General features: G+C 71.4%; 14 protein-coding genes and 1 pseudogene. 10 read left to right on the top strand and 5 right to left on the bottom strand.

Annotation, left to right across the window (positions count from 1 at the left end):
• The first annotated feature begins 142 nt into the window (after nucleotides 1-142).
• The 8 genes and pseudogenes from OG199_RS09805 to OG199_RS09770 all read left to right on the top strand — a co-directional run bounded on the left by OG199_RS09805 (nucleotide 143) and on the right by OG199_RS09770 (nucleotide 8728).
• Nucleotides 143-1366, top strand: coding sequence for an inositol-3-phosphate synthase (locus tag OG199_RS09805; RefSeq protein ID WP_356802249.1), 1224 nt, complete (start codon nucleotides 143-145; stop codon nucleotides 1364-1366).
• Nucleotides 1363-2295 carry an SCO3242 family prenyltransferase gene (locus OG199_RS09800; RefSeq protein WP_405829096.1) on the top strand — a complete coding sequence of 311 codons (933 nt, stop codon included), beginning with the start codon at nucleotides 1363-1365 and terminating at the stop codon, nucleotides 2293-2295. The genes OG199_RS09805 and OG199_RS09800 overlap by 4 nt, the downstream gene beginning before the upstream one ends.
• Nucleotides 2292-3278 carry a TIM barrel protein gene (locus OG199_RS09795; protein WP_405829094.1) on the top strand — a complete coding sequence of 329 codons (987 nt, stop codon included), beginning with the start codon at nucleotides 2292-2294 and terminating at the stop codon, nucleotides 3276-3278. The genes OG199_RS09800 and OG199_RS09795 overlap by 4 nt, the downstream gene beginning before the upstream one ends.
• On the top strand, nucleotides 3275-4018 hold the full coding sequence (locus OG199_RS09790; RefSeq protein ID WP_405829092.1) for an EboA domain-containing protein: 744 nt from the start codon (nucleotides 3275-3277) through the stop codon (nucleotides 4016-4018). The genes OG199_RS09795 and OG199_RS09790 overlap by 4 nt, the downstream gene beginning before the upstream one ends.
• Complete coding sequence (locus tag OG199_RS09785; RefSeq protein ID WP_356802243.1) at nucleotides 4018-4866, top strand: TatD family hydrolase; 849 nt, start codon at nucleotides 4018-4020, stop codon at nucleotides 4864-4866. The genes OG199_RS09790 and OG199_RS09785 overlap by 1 nt, the downstream gene beginning before the upstream one ends.
• A gap of 3 nt (nucleotides 4867-4869) precedes the next feature.
• Nucleotides 4870-6039 carry a metabolite traffic protein EboE gene (eboE, locus tag OG199_RS09780; RefSeq protein ID WP_405829090.1) on the top strand — a complete coding sequence of 390 codons (1170 nt, stop codon included), beginning with the start codon at nucleotides 4870-4872 and terminating at the stop codon, nucleotides 6037-6039.
• A pseudogene (locus OG199_RS09775) lies at nucleotides 6036-7437 on the top strand (nucleotide pyrophosphatase/phosphodiesterase family protein). The gene eboE and the pseudogene OG199_RS09775 overlap by 4 nt, the downstream one beginning before the upstream one ends.
• An 88-nt stretch (nucleotides 7438-7525) precedes the next feature.
• A complete protein-coding gene (locus tag OG199_RS09770) occupies nucleotides 7526-8728 on the top strand; it encodes a sugar phosphate isomerase/epimerase family protein (protein WP_405829088.1) in 1203 nt (400 codons plus the stop codon).
• A gap of 120 nt (nucleotides 8729-8848) precedes the next feature.
• On the opposite strand, the gene OG199_RS09765 is transcribed toward OG199_RS09770, so the two are convergent.
• The 5 genes from OG199_RS09765 to OG199_RS09745 form a co-directional block, all read right to left on the bottom strand.
• Nucleotides 8849-10255 carry an OFA family MFS transporter gene (locus OG199_RS09765; protein ID WP_405829086.1) on the bottom strand — a complete coding sequence of 469 codons (1407 nt, stop codon included), beginning with the start codon at nucleotides 10253-10255 and terminating at the stop codon, nucleotides 8849-8851.
• 1 nt (nucleotide 10256) lies between these two features.
• Nucleotides 10257-11645: an OFA family MFS transporter gene (locus OG199_RS09760; protein WP_356802233.1), complete on the bottom strand. Its 1389-nt coding sequence runs from the start codon at nucleotides 11643-11645 to the stop codon at nucleotides 10257-10259.
• Nucleotides 11646-11770: 125 nt separating this feature from the next.
• Nucleotides 11771-13915 (bottom strand): acetate--CoA ligase family protein, encoded by a 2145-nt coding sequence (locus OG199_RS09755; RefSeq protein ID WP_405829084.1) that lies wholly within the window; start codon nucleotides 13913-13915, stop codon nucleotides 11771-11773.
• A gap of 3 nt (nucleotides 13916-13918) precedes the next feature.
• Nucleotides 13919-15169, bottom strand: a complete 1251-nt coding sequence (gene frc, locus OG199_RS09750) for a formyl-CoA transferase (RefSeq protein ID WP_356802229.1) — start codon at nucleotides 15167-15169, stop codon at nucleotides 13919-13921.
• Nucleotides 15170-15179: 10 nt separating this feature from the next.
• Nucleotides 15180-16874 (bottom strand): thiamine pyrophosphate-binding protein, encoded by a 1695-nt coding sequence (locus tag OG199_RS09745; RefSeq protein ID WP_356802227.1) that lies wholly within the window; start codon nucleotides 16872-16874, stop codon nucleotides 15180-15182.
• A gap of 145 nt (nucleotides 16875-17019) precedes the next feature.
• Here OG199_RS09745 and sucC point away from each other — a divergent pair, with 145 nt between their 5' ends.
• Entirely contained in the window at nucleotides 17020-18150 is a 1131-nt protein-coding gene (sucC, locus tag OG199_RS09740; RefSeq protein WP_401805977.1) for an ADP-forming succinate--CoA ligase subunit beta, read from the top strand.
• A gap of 11 nt (nucleotides 18151-18161) precedes the next feature.
• Nucleotides 18162-19094 (top strand): succinate--CoA ligase subunit alpha, encoded by a 933-nt coding sequence (gene sucD / locus OG199_RS09735; protein WP_405829081.1) that lies wholly within the window; start codon nucleotides 18162-18164, stop codon nucleotides 19092-19094.
• The last annotated feature ends 228 nt before the right edge of the window (nucleotides 19095-19322 follow it).

Raw genomic sequence — 19322 nt, 5'->3', positions numbered from 1 at the left:
CCCACCGTCTCGTCCGCACCGCACCCGTCTCCGGCCGCACCACCCCCGCACCACCCCCTCACCCAGCTCCGCTGACGTCCCCTGACCTCATTCCTCTCCTCCGTCCCTCCTCTGTGGCGGACGTACGACCAGGAGGCTGCCCATGTCCGCGTCCTCTTCCGAACCCCGGGTGGGTGTGTGGCTGATCGGAGCGCGCGGTTCCGTCGCCACCACCGTCGTCGCGGGCTGCGCGGCCGTCACCGCCGGCCTGCACCCTCCGACCGGCATGGTCACCGAGACACCCCTCTTCGCCGGGTGCGGCCTGCCCCCGCTCTCCTCCCTCGTCTTCGGCGGCCACGACACCGTGGACTGCCCGCTGCCCAAACGCGCGGAGGCCCTCGCCTCGGGCGGTGTCCTCCCGAGCGGCCTGCCGGCGGCGGTCGCGGCCGAACTGGAGGCCGCCGACCGCGAGATCCGACCGGGCGGCCCGGTCCCCGGCGGCACCCAGGACACCGCGGACCTGGTGGACGGCTTCACCGCCGACCTGCGGGACTTCCTACGGCGACGGGAGCTGACCCGGGCGGTCGTGGTGAACGTGGCCTCCACCGAGCCCGCTCCCACCGGCACCGCGCTGCCCCCGAGCTCGCTGTACGCGGCGGCGGCACTCGAGGCCGGCTGCCCCTACGTGAACTTCACCCCGTCGACCGGCCTGCACCACCCCGCGCTGGCCTCGGCGGCGCGGACCGGCGGCGTGCCGTACGCCGGCCGGGACGGCAAGACGGGCCAGACCCTGCTGCGGTCGGTGCTCGGCCCGATGTTCGCGCAGCGTGCCCTGGAGGTCCGCGCCTGGTCGGGCACCAACCTGCTCGGCGGCGGTGACGGAGCCTCCCTCGCCGATCCCGCCGCCGCGGCCGCCAAGAACGCGGGCAAGGAGCGGGTGCTCGCGGACACGCTGGGCACGGCCCCGCAGGGCGAGGTGCACATCGACGACGTACCGGCGCTCGGCGACTGGAAGACCGCCTGGGACCACATCGCCTTCGACGGCTTCCTCGGTACCCGGATGATCCTCCAGACCACCTGGCAGGGGTGCGACTCCGCACTGGCGGCGCCCCTCGTCCTCGACCTCGCGCGCCTGGTGTCCCGCGCCCACGAGGTGGGCCTGTCGGGGCCGCTCGACGGCCTCGGCTTCTACTTCAAGGACCCCCTGGGGGAGGGGCCGGCGGCGCTCGGCGAGCAGTACGCCGCGCTGGCACGGTTCGCGACCCGGCTGCGGACACCGCGTCCGGAACGCCGGCAGCCGCACCCCGAACACCGCGCGCAGCCGCCCGGACGACGGAACCCGCAGCCCGAGCGGCGGCCGTCGCACGCGCCCCGGGAGGAGCGGTGACGAACCCTCGCCCGGACGCCGGAACGACCGAACCCGTGCCACGGGGTGCCGGTGCGCACCTGCTCGCCTGGGCCGAACTGCTGCGGCTGCCCGCCCTGTTCACCGTCCCCGGCGACGCCCTCGCGGGAGCCGCCGCCGTCGGTGGCCGCCCCGGATCGCGCACGCTGCTCGCCGTCGGCTCCTCACTGTGCCTGTACGAGGCGGGTATGGCCCTCAACGACTGGGCCGACCGGGGCGAGGACGCCACCGACCGCCCGCACCGTCCGCTGCCGTCCGGCCGTGTCCGGCCGGCCGCGGCCCTCGCGGCGGCGGGCGCCCTGACAGCGTCCGGCCTGGCCCTCGCCGCCCGCGCCGGCCGTCGCACCCTCACCGTCGCGTTACCCCTCGCGGCCACCGTGTGGGCGTACGACCTCGTGCTCAAGCGAACTCCCGCGGGGCCGGCGGCGATGGCCGCCGCCCGGGGCCTGGACCTGCTCCTCGGTGCGGCGGCGTCGGGCGGCGGCGTCCGCCCCGCCCTGCCCTCCGCCGCCGCCCTGGCCGGCCACACCCTCGCGGTGACGGTGGTCTCCCGCGGCGAGACCCGGGGCGGCTCACCGGTCGCACCGCTGGCCGCGCTCGCCGCGACGGGCTCTCTGACCTGGGCGTTGACACGCGGAACGGCCTCCGCGCGTACTCCGCGGGACGCCACGCGCGTCCTGTGCGGGGCCCTCACGGCCGCCTACGCCGCGACCTCCGCCCGCCCCCTCCTGCACGCCGCTCTCAACCCCTCGCCCCCGCTCACCCAGCGAGCCGTCGGCGGCGGCATCCGCGCGATGATCCCGCTCCAGGCCGCCCTCGCGGCCCGCTCGGGCGCCCTCACCTCCGCGCTCCTCACCGCCGCACTGGCCCCCGCGGCCCGCCGGTTCGCGAGGAAGGTGAGCGTCACATGAGCCCCACGCCGCGCTCTGCGGCAGCCGCGCCGAGTTCCACGACCCCCGCCCCGCGCTCCGCGAACCCCGCGGCGCGTCCCGTGCCCTCCGTGCCCGACCCCGCGCCCCCCAACCCCCTGCGCTTCGGCTACGGCACCAACGGGCTGGCCGACCTCCGCCTCGACGACGCTCTCGCCCTCCTCGCGGACCTCGGCTACGACGGCGTCGGTCTGACCCTCGACCACATGCACCTCGACCCGATGGCCCCGGACCTCGCCGCCCGGACCCGGAGGGTGGCCCGCAGACTGGACGCCCTCGGTCTCGGCGTCACCGTGGAGACCGGTGCCCGCTACGTCCTCGACCCGCGCCGCAAGCACGGACCGTCGCTCCTCGACCCGGACCCGGCGGACCGGGCGCGCCGCGCCGACCTGCTGTACCGCGCCGTGCGGACCGCCGCCGACCTCGGCGCACACGCCGTGCACTGTTTCAGCGGCGTACCCCCGGCCGGCACCGACGAGGACACCGCCTGGAAACGGCTCGCCGAGGCACTGGCCCCGGTGCTGGACGCGGCCACCCTCGCCGGTGTCCCGCTCGCCGTCGAACCCGAACCGGGCCATCTGCTCGCCACCCTCGACGACTTCCACCGCCTGCGCCGCATCCTCGGCGACCCGCCCGCCCTCGGCCTCACCCTCGACATCGGCCACTGCCAGTGCCTGGAACCCCTGCCGCCCGCCGACTGCGTACGTGCCGCCGCCCCCTGGCTGCGGCACGTCCAGATCGAGGACATGCGCCGGGGCATCCACGAACACCTCCCGTTCGGGGACGGGGAGATCGACTTCCCGCCCGTGCTCGAAGCCCTGGCCGCCACCGGCTACCAGGCCCTGACCGTCGTCGAACTGCCCCGCCACTCCCACGCGGGCCCCCACTTCGCCGGGGAGTCCCTCCCGTTCCTCCACCGCGCGGCCCGGGCGATCCCCGACAGCGCCGAAGGGAGCACTTCGTGAACCACCACCCGCGCGCACCCCGCGGCGACGACACCCCACCCACCGCCGCTCCACTCGCCACTGCCACACCCACCACTGCCACACCCACCACTGCCGAACCGGCCCTCGCCTCCGTCCGGGCCCGGCTCGACTCCCGCCTCGACGCCCCCGCCCGAGCCTGGCTCGACCGAGCACTCACCGAAGCCGCCGACCACCCCGGGACCCACGGGCCGATCTCCGTCTGGGAGCTGAGGATCGCGGAGGCCGGCCGGCGCTGCGGCCACGACAACGCCGACGGCGTCCGCGTCCTCCTCCTGCACGCCGCCCGCGCCGACCCCCAGGCGCTCGCCCGTGTCTACCGCCAGGGCACCGCCGCCGAACGCAGGGCCGTCCTGCACGCCCTGCCCCACCTCGTGCCCGGCCCCGACGCCCTGCCCCTCGTCGAGGACGCCCTGCGCACCAACGACACCCGCCTCGTCGCCGCCGCCCTCGGCCCGTACGCGGCCCGCCACCTGGACGCCCACAACTGGCGGCACGCCGTCCTCAAGTGCCTGTTCACCGGCGTCCCCGTCGACGCCGTGGCCGGACTGGCCGAGCGCGCCCGCGCGGACGCCGAACTCGCCCGGATGCTCGGCGACCACGCCGAGGAACGCACCGCCGCGGGCCGTCCCGTCCCCGAGGACCTCCGGCGCGTACTGGCCCTGACCGAGCCCGCCGCCACCCCCACCGGCACCCCCGGCCGACCCGGCAAGGAGTCCTGATGCGCATCTTCGACCCCCACATCCACATGACGTCACGGACCACCGACGACTACGAGGCCATGCACGCCGCGGGCGTCCGCGCCGTCGTCGAGCCCGCCTTCTGGCTCGGCCAGCCCCGCACCTCGGCCGCCTCCTTCCTCGACTACTTCGACTCGCTGCTCGGCTGGGAGCCCTTCCGCGCCGCCCAGTACGGCATCGCCCACCACTGCACGCTCGCCCTCAACCCCAAGGAGGCCAACGACCCCCGCTGCGTCCCCGTCCTGGAGGAACTGCCGAGGTATCTCGTCAAGGACCAGGTCGTGGCCGTGGGCGAGATCGGCTACGACTCCATGACCCCCGCCGAGGACAACGCCCTGTCCGCCCAGCTCCAGCTCGCCGCCGACCACGGGCTGCCCGCGCTGGTGCACACCCCGCACCGCGACAAGCTCACCGGCCTGCGCCGCACCCTCGACGCCGTCCGGGAGTCCGCGCTGCCCCCGGACCGGGTCCTGGTCGACCACCTCAACGAGACGACCGTCAAGGAGGCCAAGGACAGCGGCTGCTGGCTGGGCTTCTCCGTCTATCCCGACACCAAGATGGACGAGGAGCGCATGGTCGCGATCCTCCGAGCCCACGGCCCGGAGAAGGTTCTCGTCAACTCGGCCGCGGACTGGGGGAGGAGCGACCCCCTCAAGACCCGCCGGGTCGGCGACGCCCTGCTGGCCGCGGGGTTCACCGACGACGACGTCGACCGCGTGCTGTGGCGCAACCCCGTCGCCTTCTACGGACTCAGCGGACGCCTCTGCCTCGACCTGCCCGGCACCGACGCGACCCACGAGGGCAACTCCGTCCTGCGCGGCGGGGAGTGAGCGATGCGCTTCCGCCACCTCGACGGCTCCACCGTCCACCTCGCCTACTGCACCAACGTCCACCCGGCCGAAACCCTCGACGGCGTGCTCGCCCAGCTCCGCGACCACTGCGAACCCGTCCGCCGACGCCTCGGCCGCGACCGCCTCGGCATCGGCCTGTGGCTCGCCAAGGACGCTTCCCACGCCCTGGTCACCGACCCCGTCGCGCTGCGCGCCCTGCGCTCCGAGCTCGACCGTCGAGGCCTCGAAGTCGTCACCCTCAACGGCTTCCCCTACGAGGGCTTCGGCGCCCAAGAGGTCAAGTACCGCGTCTACCGGCCCGACTGGGCCGACCCGGAACGCCTCGCCTACACCACCGCCCTCGCCCGCGTCCTCGCCCGGCTCCTCCCCGACGACGTCACCGAAGGCAGCATCTCCACCCTGCCGCTGGCCTGGCGCACCGCGTACGACGACGACCGCGCGGTGACCGCCCGGGCCGCGCTGACCACCCTCGCGGAACGTCTCGACGCCCTCCACGAACTCACCGGACGCTCGCTGCGCGTCGGCCTGGAACCCGAACCCGGCTGCACCGTCGAGACCACCGCCGACGCGATCGCCCCGCTCACCGCCATCGGCCACGACCGCATCGGCGTCTGCGTGGACACGTGCCACCTCGCCACCTCCTTCGAGGACCCGCACACCGCCCTGGACGCCCTCGCCGAGGCCCACGTCCCGGTCGTCAAGTCCCAGCTCTCCGCCGCCCTGCACGCCGAACACCCCCGTCTCCCCGAAGTCCGCGCGGCCCTCGCCGCCTTCGACGAACCCCGCTTCCTGCACCAGACCCGCACCACCACCGCCACGGGCCCGCGCGGCACGGACGACCTCGGCGAAGCCCTGACCGGCGACGCGCTGCCCGACACCGCCCCGTGGCGCGCCCACTTCCACGTCCCGCTGCACGCGGCCCCCCCCGCACCCCTCACCTCGACCCTCCCCGTCCTCAGGGCCGCGCTGACCCGTCTCGTCGGCGGCCCGCACCCGCTCACCCGGCACCTGGAGGTCGAGACCTACACCTGGCAGGCCCTCCCGCCCGAGCTGCGCCCCCGTGCCCGCGCCCAGCTCGTCGACGGCATCGCCGCCGAACTGACCCTCGCCCGCGATCTGTTGACGGACCTCGGCCTCAAGGAGCTGCCGTGACCCACGCCTCGCGCGAGCATTCCGGGCCCACCCCGCTCCTCGTCCTCGACGTCGTCGGCCTCACCCCCCGTCTGCTCGACCACATGCCCCGCCTCAAAGCGCTCGGCCGCTCCGGTTTCAGCGCCCCGCTCGGCACCGTCCTGCCCGCCGTCACCTGCGCCGCCCAGTCCACCTTCCTCACCGGCACCCACCCCGGCGAGCACGGCATCGTCGGCAACGGCTGGTACTTCCGCGAACTCGGCGACGTACTCCTGTGGCGGCAGCACAACGGCCTGGTGTCCGGCGACAAGCTGTGGGACGCCGCCCGCCGCGCTCACCCCGGCTACACGGTCGCCAACATCTGCTGGTGGTACGCCATGGGCGCCGACACCGACATCACCGTCACCCCCCGTCCCGTCTACTACGCCGACGGCCGCAAGGAACCCGACTGCTACACCCGGCCTCCGGCCCTGCACGACGAACTCACCGGGAAGTTCGGCACGTTCCCCCTCTTCCACTTCTGGGGCCCCGGCGCCGACCTCGTCTCCAGCCGCTGGATCATCGACGCCACCCGGCACATCAACCGCACCCGCCGTCCGGACCTGACCCTCTGCTACCTCCCTCACCTCGACTACGACCTGCAGCGCTTCGGCCCCGACGACCCCCGCTCGCACCGCGCCGCCGCCGACCTCGACGCGGCCATGGCACCTCTGCTCGACGAAGCCGAGGCGGAAGGCCGCACCGTCGTCGCGCTCTCCGAGTACGGCATCACCCGCGTGGACCGTCCCGTCGACATCAACCGCGTCCTGCGCCGCGCCGGCCTGCTCGACGTGCACACCCAGGACGGCATGGAGTACCTCGACCCGATGGCCTCCCGCGCCTTCGCGGTCGCCGACCACCAGATCGCCCATGTCTACGTGCGACGCCCCGAGGACCTGGAGGCCACCAGGGCCGCGCTGGCCGGCCTGCCCGGCATCGAGCGGCTCCTCGACGACGAGGGCAAGAAGGCTCACCACCTCGACCACCCGCGCTCCGGGGAACTCGTCGCCGTGGCCGAACCGGACGCCTGGTTCACCTACTACTACTGGCTCGACGACGCCCGCGCCCCCGACTTCGCGCGGCTCGTCGAGATCCACCGCAAACCCGGCTACGACCCGGCCGAACTGTTCATGGACCCCCTCGACCCCTACGTCAGGGTGAAGGCCGCCACGGCGCTGGCCCGCAAGAAACTCGGGATGCGCTACCGCATGGCGGTCGTGCCCCTCGATCCCTCGGCTCTTCGCGGCAGCCACGGCCGCCTTCCCGCGAGCGACGACGAAGGTCCGCTCCTCATCTGCTCCACCCCCCCGCACCGGCACCGGCCGCATCGCGGCCACCGAAGTGAAATCCCTGCTGCTCGGCCTGGCCGGTCTCGCGTGACGCGGCCGGACGAGCGACTACGGAAAGTGAAACACGCGCCACTGACAACGCCCCGGCACCGCTGAACACCGACCCGAAAGAGAGAACCGTGACCGCGTTCAACGACGAACCCGTGCGCAACGACGCACCCGCGACCGGCGAAGCCCTGCGTCGCACCCTCGGAGTCGGCCGCCGCCGCTTCCTCAGCACCTGCACCGCCGCCGCGACCGCGGCGATCGCCGCACCCGTCCTCGGCGCCTCCCCCGCCCTCGCCCACGACCGGGGCAGAGGCCACGACCACGGCCATGGTCACGGTCACGGTCACGGCGGTGACGTCCTGGTCCCCGCGAACCGGCGCGGCATCATCCTCTACACCGTCCGTGACGCGACGGGCCGCGACCCGCTCTCCACCGACCTGCCCTCCGGCTTCCGCGAGGTCTTCAAGCAGCTCTCGCGCTACGGCTACCGGCAGGTGGAGTTCGCCGGATACGGCCAGCACGCCAACGCCCCCGGCGGAGCCGACCTCGAGTCCGTGGAGGGCGCCAGACTGCTGCGCTCCTGGCTCGACGACTACGGGCTGCGGGCCCAGGGCAACCACGGCTTCATACCGTCGTCCTGGCCCCTCACCACACCCGACCTGGACACCTTCAAGAAGCACCTGGAGATCGCCAACATCCTCGGCATGGCGCACGTGGGCACCGGCGGCGACCCCACCGGCAGCGCCTACCGCGCCGACTGGGACGCGGCCGCCGACAAGTGGAACGCGCTCGGCGGGATCGCCCGGCGCGCGGGCCTCAAGCTGTACACCCACAACCACGACGCGGCGTACGGCTTCCTGCTCGACGGGGGCCCACTGGACGACCAGGGGCGGCCGACCCGCAGTTCGGGCATCCGCAAACTGGAGTACTTCCTGAAGGTCACCGACCCGAAGGTGGTCTGGCTGGAGATGGACGTCTTCTGGGCGCACGTGGCCCAGTACAAGTTCCCCACGTACACCGCCCACGACGGCTCCACCCGGGAGAAGATCTTCGACCCCGCGGGGCTCGTCGTCCGCAACAACAAGCGCTACCCGCTCTTCCACGCCAAGGACGGCACCGTCAACACCACCAACGGCATGGGCTACGACATGGTGCCCTTCGGTACCGGCGTCATCGACTACACCACGTTCTTCTCCCGCGTCGGCGACCGGAACTACCACAACCCGATGGTCGAGCAGGACAACGCCCCGAGTGCCACCGACCCCGGGCAGTCGCTCCAGCACGCGAAGATCGGTTACGACCATCTCGCCGCCCTCCGGGAGAAGCGCCACTAGATCCGCGGCGCCACGTCAGGCGGCCCTCCCCACACGTGTCACGTGGGGAGGGCCGCCTGATGTCCGTGCAACCGTGCACGTTCCGTGCTGCTCTGCTCTGCTCCGTTCCGTTCCGCCCCGTCAGCCGGCCGGCTGCGGCCGCGGAGCCCCGCTCACCTCACTGTCGCGTCCCGGCTGTTTCAGCAGCAGCGCGATCGCCGCCGCCGCCATCGAGATGCCGCCGGCCAGCGCGTACGCCCCGTTGTAGCCCCAGGCAGCGACCACCATCGAGCCGAGACCCCCGCCGAACAGGCCGCTGACCAGCTTGCCGCTGTACACCAGCCCGTAGTTGGTGGCGTTGTAGTTCTCGCCGAAGTAGTCCGGGGTCAGGGCCGCGAACATCGGGTAGAAGGCCCCGCCGCCGAACCCGGAGAGGAAGGCGAAGAACAGGAAGAGCCACTCGCTCTTGACGTCCCCGGCCCAGATCACCCCGAACTGCGCGAGCCCCAGGACGACGATGACGAACACCAGGGTCAGCTTGCGTCCCCAGGTGTCGGACAGCCAGCCCACCACGGCGCGGCCGATCCCGTTGATGACGGCCATGATGCCCATGGAGGACGCCGCCACCAGGGGACCGAAGCCCACCTCCTTGGCGAAGTCGACCTGGAAGGAGATCCCGAAGATGGACACGCCCGCGGTCATCACGAGGGTGATCCACATCAGGGGGAGCACGCCCGTCCTGACGGCCTCCTTAGGGGTGTACTGCTTCACCGCGGGCGGGTTCTTGGCGAGGCTGGCCGCGGTCTTGGTGTCGCCGCCGTGGGTCAGCGGGTCGATGTCCGCCGGCCACCAGTTCTTCGGCGGGTCCTTGAAGAAGAACGCGGTGGACAGGACGACGATCATCACGTAACACCCGATGAGGTCCAGGACGCGATGGTAGTTCCCGGTGTCGAACGCGTAGTTGAAGATGAAGATGAAGGGCAGGGAGCCGTAGGCGAATCCGCCGTTGACGAAGCCCGTCCTCGCGCCCCGCCGTTCGGGGAACCACTTGCCGACCATGTTGATGCAGGTCGCGTAGACCAGGCCGGAGCCGAGGCCGCCGATGACGCCGAAGCCCAGGATGGCCAGCAGCACGTTGCTCAGGTGCGACAGGGCGAGGAAGCCGAGTACGCACATGACCGCGCCGATGTACATGGCCCTGCGGGCGGTGAGGATGCCCTTCTCCCGCATCCAGCCCGCCGGGAAGGCTATGCCGGCCTGGAAGAAGACCCAGACGCTCAGGATCCAGAAGGTGTTGCTCTGCGTCCAGCCGTGCGCGTGGGACAGGGTGTCCTCCGCGGAGCCGTACGCGTACTCGAAGACGCTGATGGCCATCATGGCGATCCACGGCAGGTACACCATGAACTTGCGTGAGTGGCCCAGGATGTCCCGGTCCGTCTCGCCGATCCGGTAGACACGGCCCCGGGCGTCGGTGACTTCGCGGTACGAGCGGTTCGGGGCGTCGGTTCCGGCCGACGCGCCCTCGGTGGCTATGGGGTCCGCCGTCATGTCACGCCATCTCCTCGCCGAGCGGTTGCGGGTTGGGGACGATGCTCCGGGCCTTGGGGGAGCCCGGTGATTTCAGGAACAGCGCCAGTACGGCGGAGGCCAGGCCGATGGAGCCCGCGAGCACGAAGGCGCCGTGGTAGTCCCACGCGCCGACGACGACCGCGCCCATGCCGGAGCCCACCAGGCCCGAGATCAGCTTCGAGCTGTAGACCATCCCGTAGTTGGAGGCGTTGTTGTTCTCACCGAAGTAGTCCGCCGTCATGGCCGCGAAGAGCGGGAAGATCGCCCCGCCGCCGAAACCGGAGACCATGGAGCAGAACAGGAAGAACGGCATGCTGCCCATCTGGCCCGAGACCAGCACGCCGAACTGCGCGGAGCCCAGCACCAGACAGACGATGATCAGTGTGTTGCGGCGCCCGAAGCGGTCGGATATCCAGCCGATCACCCCGCGCCCGGTGCCGTTGACGATCGCCTTCAGGGACATCGCGGTGGCCACGATCCCGCCCGCGAACCCCATGTCCTTGCCGAACGGAACCTGGAAGGCGATGCCGAAGATGTTGATGCCCGCGGTGCACAGCAGGCAGAACCACATCATCCACAGGACGGGTGTGCGGGCGGCCTCCCTCGGGGTGTACTGCTTCACCGCCGGCGGGTTCTTCTCCAGCGCCCGCCGGATCCTGGGATCGGACGACACCTTCAGCGGGTCCACGTGCGGCGGCCACCAGCCCTTGGGCGGGTCCTTGAAGAACCAGCCCGCGAACGCGACCACCGAGCAGCAGACCAGGCCCACCATCACCAGAACGGTCCGGTAGTTGCCCAGGTCCATGTACGAGGTGAACAGGAAGACGAAGGGCACCGAGCCATAGGCGAAACCACCGTTGACCAGGCCCGTCTTGCCGCCCTTGCGCTCCGGATACCACTTGCCGACCATGTTCACGCAGGTCGCGTAGACGAGGCCGGCACCGATGCCGCTGAACATCCCGAAGCCGAGGTACGCGACACTCACGTGCGGCGCGAACGCCAGCGAGAGATAGCCCAGCACCGTGCCCAGCGCGCCGAGCATCATGGCGTACCGCGCGGGCAGCCGTCCGCTCTCGCGCAGTTGCCCGGCCGGGAAGGCCACGGCCGCCTGGAAGAAGATCCAGACGCCCATCAGCCAGAAGATGTGCCCACTGCTCCACAGGTGGGCGTCGTGCAGGGTGTCCTCGGCGGAGGTGAACGCGTACTCCGAGGAACTGATGCCCAGCATCCCCATCCAGGGGAAGAGCACCATGGTCCAGCGTGGTCGCCCCATGATGTCCCGGTCGGTCTCACCGATGCGGTACAGGCGGCCGTTGCGATCCGTCACCTCCCTGTAGGGGACGGATGTCGATAGGTCGGTGGTCGTCATGTCGGTTCAGCACCCCTTGCGTCGAAAGATCTGGCCAGCGCCCCCTGTCCAAATGCCTTTCGTGTGCGCACGGGTCCTGGGGGCGGCCGACGCGCACCGTCGGCCGCTCCCGCCCCTGGTTCACCTCATGAACCGCCCCCCAACAGGCCTGCCGCGCGCGCCCAGCGGTACTTGGCGCCGAGGACCGCCACCGGTGTCTCGGTCGTGTACGGGTACGCCACGACCCCCCGCTCGTACAGGTACTGACAGGCCTCCTCGACCTCGACGTCGCCGGCCAGCGACGCCACCACCGGCTTCTCGATGCCCCGCTCCCGGAACTCGGCCACCACCCGCGCGGTGAGCTCGGCGAAGACCATGGGAGGGGTGACGATGGTGTGCCAGTAGCCGAGGACGAGGGCGTGGATGCGCGGGTCCTCGAGGCCCAGCCGGATCGTCGCCTCGTACGTCGACGGCGGCTCGCCGCCCGTGATGTCGACCGGGTTGCCCGCGGCTCCGAAGGGCGGGATGAACGCCCTGAAGGACGCGTCCAGGTCCGGCGGTATCTCCATCAGGGTCAGGCCGTTGTCCATCACGGCGTCGGAGAGGAGGACGCCGCTGCCGCCCGCGCCCGTGATGATCACGACGTTGTCGCCCTGGGGAGTCGGCAGCACCGGAAGTCCGCGCGCGTACTCCAGCATGTCGTGCAGCCCGGGAGCCCTGATGACACCTGCCTGCTTCAGGATGTCCTCGTACACGGCGTCGTCGCCCGCGAGCGCGCCCGTGTGCGAACCGGCGGCCTTCGCCCCGGCGGCGGTACGGCCCGCCTTCAGGACCACGACCGGCTTCCTGGGGACCGTCGCGCGCGCCGCCTCCACGAAGGCGCGGCCGTCCTTGAGGTCCTCCAGGTGCATCGCGATGCACTCGGTGTGCGGGTCCTCGCCGAACCAGGTCAGCAGGTCGTCCTCGTCCAGGTCCGACTTGTTGCCGAGCCCGACGATCGCGGAGACACCCGTCCTCGTGGTGCGCGCGAAGCCCAGGATGGCCATGCCGATGCCCCCGGACTGCGAGGTCAGCGCGACACCGCCCTTGACGTCGTACGGCGTGCAGAACGTCGCACAGAGGTCCTGCCACGTCGAGTAGTAGCCGTAGATGTTCGGGCCGAGCAGCCGGACGCCGTGCCGCTCGGCGATCGCCACGATCTCGTCCTGGAGCGCCTGCTCACCGGTCTCCGCGAACCCGGAGGGGATCAGTACGGCGTTGGGGACGCCCTTGCGTCCCACCTCCTCCAGGGCCGAGGCCACGAACTTGGCGGGGATCGCGAAGACCGCCACATCCACCTCACCGGGAACGTCCGTGACACTCTTGTACGCCTTGCGGCCCAGGATGTCATCAGCCTTGGGGTTCACCGGGTGGATCTCGCCGGCGAAGCCGCCGTCGACGAGGTTGCGCATCACCGAGTTCCCGATCTTGCCCTGCTCGTTGGAGGCGCCGATCACGGCCACCGAGGAGGGCTGCATCAGCCGGCGCATCGAGGTGAGGATCTCCTCGCGGGTGTACTTGCGCCGCTCCTTGGGGAGCGACTCGGCGAGGATCACCCGGATGTCCGCGGCGACGGCACCCTCCGGCGTGGCGATCACCGGGTTGAGGTCGACCTCGGCTATCTCCGGGAAGTCCGCGACGAGTTCGGAGACCCGGCGGATCTGTTCGGCGATCGCCCACCGGTCGACCGGCGGCGCGCCGCGCACCCCGCGCAGGATCTCGGCCGCCCGGATCGAGTCCAGCATCGACAGCGCCTCGTCGGCGTCCACGGGGGCGAGCCGGAAGGTGACGTCCTTGAGGACCTCGACCAGGACGCCGCCGAGCCCGAACGCCACCACCTTCCCGAAGGTCGGGTCGGTCACCGCGCCGACGATGACCTCCTGCCCCTGGGGGAGCAGCTCCTGCACCTGGACGCCCTCGATCCGGGCCCGCGGGTCGTACGCCTTCGCGTTCTCGACGATCCGGTGGAAGGCCGCGCGCACGTCCGCCGCGCCCTCCACCCCGACGACGACACCGCCGGCATCCGTCTTGTGCAGGATGTCCGGGGAGACGATCTTCATCACGACGGGGCCGCCGAAGCGTGCCGCGTACGCCACCGCCTCGTCGACGTCCCTCGCCAGTTCCTCGCCCGGAACGGCGATCGCGTACGCGTCGGCGATCACCTTGCCCTCGGGCGCGGTGAGCGCGCTGCGTCCCTCGGCCCGTACGGCGTCGAGGAGGGCGCGCACCCTCAGCACCCGGTCTTCGGCCATCACTCAGATCACTCCGTTCGACTTGAGCAGGCGCAGTTCCTCGTCGCCGAGGCCGAGCTCGCCGATGTAGACCTCTTCGTTGTGCTCGCCGAGCAGCGGTGAACTGGTCACGTCCACGGGGGAGTCGGAGAGCTTCAGCGGACTGCCGACGGTGACGAACTCGCCCCGCTCGGGGTGCGCCACGGTCACGACCATCTCGTTGGCGACCAGGGACTCGTCCTCGACGATCTCCTTGGTGGACAGGATCGGGCCGCAGGGGATGTTGTGGGCGTTGAGCTTCTCCAGCACCTCCCACTTGGGGAGGGTGGCCGACCACTCCTCGATGAGCTGGAACATCTTGGTGAGCTGGGGCAGCCGGGCCGCCGGGGTGGCCCACTCGGGGTCGTCCGCCAGCTCCGGCCGCCCGATCAGCTCGGTGATCGGCTTCCATCCGACCGGCTGCACGATGACGTACACGTAGTCGTTGGGGCCGCCCGGCGCGCACTTGACCGCCCAGCCGGGCTGGCCGCCGCCGGAGGCGTTGCCGGACCGGGGCACCTCGTCACCGAAGTCGTCGTTGGGATATTCCGCCAACGGCCCGTGCGCCAGGCGCTGCTGGTCCCGGAGCTTGACCCGGCAGAGGTTGAGCACCGCGTGCTGCATCGCCACGTTCACGCGCTGCCCGCGTCCCGTGCTCTCCCGCTGGAACAGGGCGGCGAGGATGCCCGCGACCGCGTGGACACCGGTGCCCGAGTCGCCGATCTGCGCACCGGTCGCCAGGGGTGGTCCGTCCTCGAAGCCGGTGGTCGCCATCGACCCGCCCATGGCCTGCGCGACGACCTCGTACGCCTTGAAGTTGGTGTACGGGCCGTCCCCGAAGCCCTTGATGGAGGCGTAGACGATCCGGGGGTTGATCTCCTGGATGCGGTCCCAGGTGAAGCCCATGCGGTCGACGGCGCCCGGCCCGAAGTTCTCGACCATGACGTCGGAGCGCCGGATCAGTTCGGTGAGGATCTCCTTGCCGCGCTCGGTCTTGGTGTTGAGGGTGATGCTGCGCTTGTTGCAGTTGAGCATCGTGAAGTAGAGGGAGTCGACGTCCGGGAGGTCGCGCAGCTGCCCGCGCGTGATGTCGCCGGTCGGCGCCTCCAGCTTGACGACGTCCGCGCCGAGCCAGGCGAGCAGCTGGGTGGCGGAGGGGCCGGACTGGACATGCGTCATGTCGAGGACGCGGATGCCTTCGAGAGCCTTGGTCGACGTTCCAGTGATCGGGGTCATCGGGGGCACCTCACTTGTACATCGTCTGGTTCATGGTTCCGGGGGCGTACGCGTCCGGGTCGACCCAGACGTTGATGAGCGACGGCTTGCCCGACTCGCGGGCGCGCCGCAGCGCGGGGCCGATGTCGGCGGGGTCGCGGACCTCCTCGCCGTAACCCCCGAGCATCTGCGCGAACTTGTCGTAGTGGACGTCGCCGAGGGTGTTGCCGACCCGCTCGCGCTCCAGGCCGTACTTCTGGGCCTGGCCGTAACGGATCTGGTTCATCGAGGAGTTGTTGCCGACGATGCCGACGAAGGGCAGGTCGTAGCGGACGAGTGTCTCGAAGTCCCATCCGGTGAGGGAGAAGGCGCCGTCGCCGAAGAGGGCCACGACCTCCTTGTCGGGGCGCGCCTTCTTCGCCGCGAGGACGAAGGGGATGCCGACGCCGAGGGTGCCGAGCGGGCCCGGGTCCATCCAGTGGCCCGGTGACTTGGGCTGCACGACCTGCCCGGAGAAGGTGACGATGTCGCCGCCGTCCCCGATGTAGATGGAGTCCTCGGTGAGGAAGTCGTTGATCTCGCTCACCAGGCGGTACGGGTGGATGGGCGAGGCGTCCGACCTCAGGCTGGGCAGCCGCTTGTCGAGTGCCGTCTGTTCGGCGGCCCGCAGTTCGTCGAGCCACTCCTTGCGCCTCGACGCGCCCCCGTTGATGCGTCCGGAGGCGGCGTCCGTCACCGACTTCAGGACCAGTCCCGCGTCCCCGACGATCCCCAGGTCGATGTCCCGGTTCTTGCCGACCGTCCGGTAGTCGAGGTCGATCTGTACGACGGTCGCGTCGGGGGAGAGCCGTTTGCCGTAGCCCATGCGGAAGTCGAAGGGCGTACCCACGATCACGATCACGTCGGCGTGGGAGAACGCGTACCGGCGCGAGAGCTGGAAGTGGTGCGGGTCCCCGGGCGGCAGGGTGCCGCGGCCCGCGCCGTTCATGTACGCCGGGACGTTGAGGGTGCGTACGAGGTCGATGGCCGCCTCGGTGCCCCGGGTCGTCCACACCTGGCTGCCCAGCAGGATCGCCGGCTTCTCGGCGTGCACGAGCAGATCCGCGAGCTGCTCGATCGCCTCGGGGTCACCGGCCGAGCGGGTCGAGGCCCGGTACCGGCCGGCGGCGGGGATCCGCGCCTTGTCGACCGGCACCTTGGCGTCCAGGACATCGCGCGGGATCTCCAGGAAGGAGGGGCCGGGTGCGCCGTGGTAGCACTCCCGGAACGCCATCGACACCATGTCGGCGGCGCGCGCCGTGTCAGGGACGGTCGCGGCGAACTTGGTGATCGGCGTCATCATGTCGACGTGCGGCAGGTCCTGGAGGGACCCCATCTTGTGCTGGGTGTGCGCTCCCTGTCCGCCGATCAGCAGCATCGGGGACTCGGCGCGGAAGGCGTTCGCGACGCCCGTCACGGCGTCGGTGGTGCCCGGCCCGGCCGTGACGACCGCGCATCCGGGTTTGCCGGTGATCCGCGCGTAGCCGTCGGCGGCGTGGGCGGCGACCTGCTCGTGACGTACGTCGACGACCTCTATGCCTTCGTCGACACAGCCGTCGTAGATGTCGATGATGTGGCCGCCGCACAAGGTGTAGACGACCTCCACGCCTTCCGCTCTGAGTGCCTTGGCGACCAGGTGCCCACCTGAGATGAGGGTCGAGTTGGTGTCGCTGCTGCCGTCGGGCATGGCGAAGTCCTGTCCCTTCGTAGGGGGTTGGAACGCTCTCGCGGTACATTGCATACAGTCGACGAATACTGTATGAAACTTGTTATCCCGCATCCGGTGGGTGGTGTCCAGGGGGCGTGCGGCACTTTTAGACAGGAGCCGAGGTATGGACCTGTACGAGCACCAGGCAAGGGAACTCTTCGAGGAACACGGCATCTTGGTACCGAGGGCAGAGGTCACCGACTCGCCCCAGGAAGCCCGCGGGATCGCCCGCAGGCTCGGCGGCCGGGTGGTCGTCAAGGCACAGGTGAAGACGGGCGGGCGCGGCAAGGCCGGCGGCGTGAAACTCGCCGCGGATCCCGCCGCGGCGGAACTGACGGCGCGACAGATCCTCGGCATGGACATCAAGGGCCACACCGTCCGCAAGGTGATGCTGGCCCAACCCGTCGACATCGAGAGCGAGTTCTACGTCAGCTACGTCCTCGACCGCGCGGCGGGGCGCTTCCTCGCCATCGCGTCGGCGGAGGGCGGCATGGACATCGAGGAGGTGGCCGCGACCCGGCCGGACGCCGTCGCGCGCATCCCCGTCGACCCCGCCGAAGGGGTCACCTCGGCCAAGGCGGCCGAGATCGCCGAGGCCGCCGGCCTCCCCCCGCAGACCGTCGACGTCCTGGTGCGCCTGTGGGAGGTACTGACCCGCGAGGACGCACTGCTCGTCGAGGTGAACCCCCTCGTACGCACCGCCCAGGGACAGATCCTCGCCCTGGACGGCAAGGTCACCCTCGACGACAACGCCCGCTTCCGGCAGGAACGTTGGGGGGAGAAGGACGCCCCGCACGACGACCCCCTGGAGGCGGCCGCCGCGGCCAGGGGCCTGAACTACGTCAAGCTGGACGGCGAGGTCGGCATCATCGGCAACGGCGCGGGCCTGGTCATGTCGACCCTCGACGTGGTCGCCGGCTGCGGCGCCCGCCCCGCCAACTTCCTCGACATCGGCGGCGGAGCCTCCGCCCGGATCATGGCCGACGGCCTGTCCGTGGTCCTCTCCGACCCGGCGGTGAAATCGGTCCTCGTGAACGTCTTCGGCGGCATCACGGCCTGCGACGCCGTCGCCGACGGCATCGTGCAGGCCCTGGAGAGCGTCCGGTTGACCAAGCCGCTCGTGGTCCGCCTCGACGGCAACAACGCCGTACGCGGCCGGGCCGTCCTCGACGACCGCGCGCACCCGCTCGTCCAGCAGGCCACCACCATGGACGGCGCCGCGCGCCGCGCCGCCCGACTCGCCACCGCCGACTGAAGGAGTGGGACATGGCCGTCTTCCTCAGCAAGGAGAGCAAGGTCCTCGTCCAGGGCATGACCGGCGGCGAGGGCATGAGGCACACCCGGCGGATGCTCGCCGCCGGCACGGACGTGGTCGGCGGCGTCAACCCGCGCAAGGCGGGCCGCAGCGTCGACTTCGACGTCCCCCGCAGCCCCAGCGGCCAGGGCGGCACTGCCGTCACCGTGCCGGTCTTCGGCTCGGTGCGCGAAGGGATGGCGGCGACCGGCGCCGACGTCACCGTCGTCTTCGTGCCGCCCGCGTTCGCCAAGGCCGCCGTGCTGGAGGCCGCGGACGCCGGGATCGCGCTGGCCGTCGTCATCACCGAGGGCATCCCCGTCCACGACGCCGTCGCCTTCCACGCGTACGCCGCCGCGCAGGGCACCCGCGTCATCGGCCCCAACTGCCCCGGCCTGATCAGCCCCGGCCAGTCGAACGCGGGCATCATCCCCGCCGACATCACCAAGCCCGGCCGCATCGGCCTGGTCTCCAAGTCGGGCACACTGACCTACCAACTCATGTACGAGCTGCGCGACATCGGCTTCTCGACCTGCGTGGGCATCGGCGGCGACCCCGTCGTCGGCATCACACACATCGACTGCCTGGCCGCGTTCCAGGACGACCCGGACACCGACCTCGTCGTCCTCATCGGGGAGATCGGCGGCGACGCGGAGGAACGGGCGGCCGCCTACATCCGCGACCACGTCACCAAGCCGGTCGTCGGCTACATCGCCGGGTTCACCGCGCCCGAGGGCAAGACGATGGGGCACGCCGGCGCGATCGTCTCCGGCTCGTCCGGCACCGCGCAGGCGAAGAAGACCGCCCTGGAGGCGGCCGGGGTGGCGGTGGGAGGCACCCCGACCGAGACGGCCCGGCTGGTGCTGGCCCGGCTGGAGGCGGAGCGTGTCGCCACCGGCGGGTGAGGTGAGACGTCACTCATAGTTGAGGTGCGGTGACTGTCACAAGCGGACCCGCCTCAGTACCTTCCTCGTACGGACGCGGCCACCCTCCCGCGTACGCACCCCGCCCGCCCTCCTCCGTACGGACGCGACCACCGTCGTCCTCCGTACGGACGCGACCACTCCTCGTGCCGGCCGATGGACCATGCAGGTCCGGCACGAGCCAGGCACCTCCCGCCCCCGACTGTGCAC

The sequence above is a fragment of the Streptomyces sp. NBC_01176 genome (genome assembly GCF_045039825.1).
Classification (GTDB): Bacteria; Actinomycetota; Actinomycetes; order Streptomycetales; family Streptomycetaceae; genus Streptomyces.
Note: the sequence above shows the minus strand (reverse complement) of the source record. Positions and strands in the feature narration are given on the sequence as shown.

Coding starts and splice junctions, on each gene's coding strand:
- sucC (WP_401805977.1), top strand. CDS start 17,020: ATGGACCTGTACGAGCACCAGGCAAGGGAACTCTTCGAGGAACACGGC.
- OG199_RS09785 (WP_356802243.1), top strand. CDS start 4,018: ATGCGCATCTTCGACCCCCACATCCACATGACGTCACGGACCACCGAC.
- OG199_RS09745 (WP_356802227.1), bottom strand. CDS start 16,874: ATGCCCGACGGCAGCAGCGACACCAACTCGACCCTCATCTCAGGTGGG.
- OG199_RS09755 (WP_405829084.1), bottom strand. CDS start 13,915: ATGGCCGAAGACCGGGTGCTGAGGGTGCGCGCCCTCCTCGACGCCGTA.
- eboE (WP_405829090.1), top strand. CDS start 4,870: ATGCGCTTCCGCCACCTCGACGGCTCCACCGTCCACCTCGCCTACTGC.
- OG199_RS09765 (WP_405829086.1), bottom strand. CDS start 10,255: ATGACGGCGGACCCCATAGCCACCGAGGGCGCGTCGGCCGGAACCGAC.
- OG199_RS09805 (WP_356802249.1), top strand. CDS start 143: ATGTCCGCGTCCTCTTCCGAACCCCGGGTGGGTGTGTGGCTGATCGGA.
- OG199_RS09795 (WP_405829094.1), top strand. CDS start 2,292: ATGAGCCCCACGCCGCGCTCTGCGGCAGCCGCGCCGAGTTCCACGACC.
- sucD (WP_405829081.1), top strand. CDS start 18,162: ATGGCCGTCTTCCTCAGCAAGGAGAGCAAGGTCCTCGTCCAGGGCATG.
- frc (WP_356802229.1), bottom strand. CDS start 15,169: ATGACCCCGATCACTGGAACGTCGACCAAGGCTCTCGAAGGCATCCGC.
- OG199_RS09760 (WP_356802233.1), bottom strand. CDS start 11,645: ATGACGACCACCGACCTATCGACATCCGTCCCCTACAGGGAGGTGACG.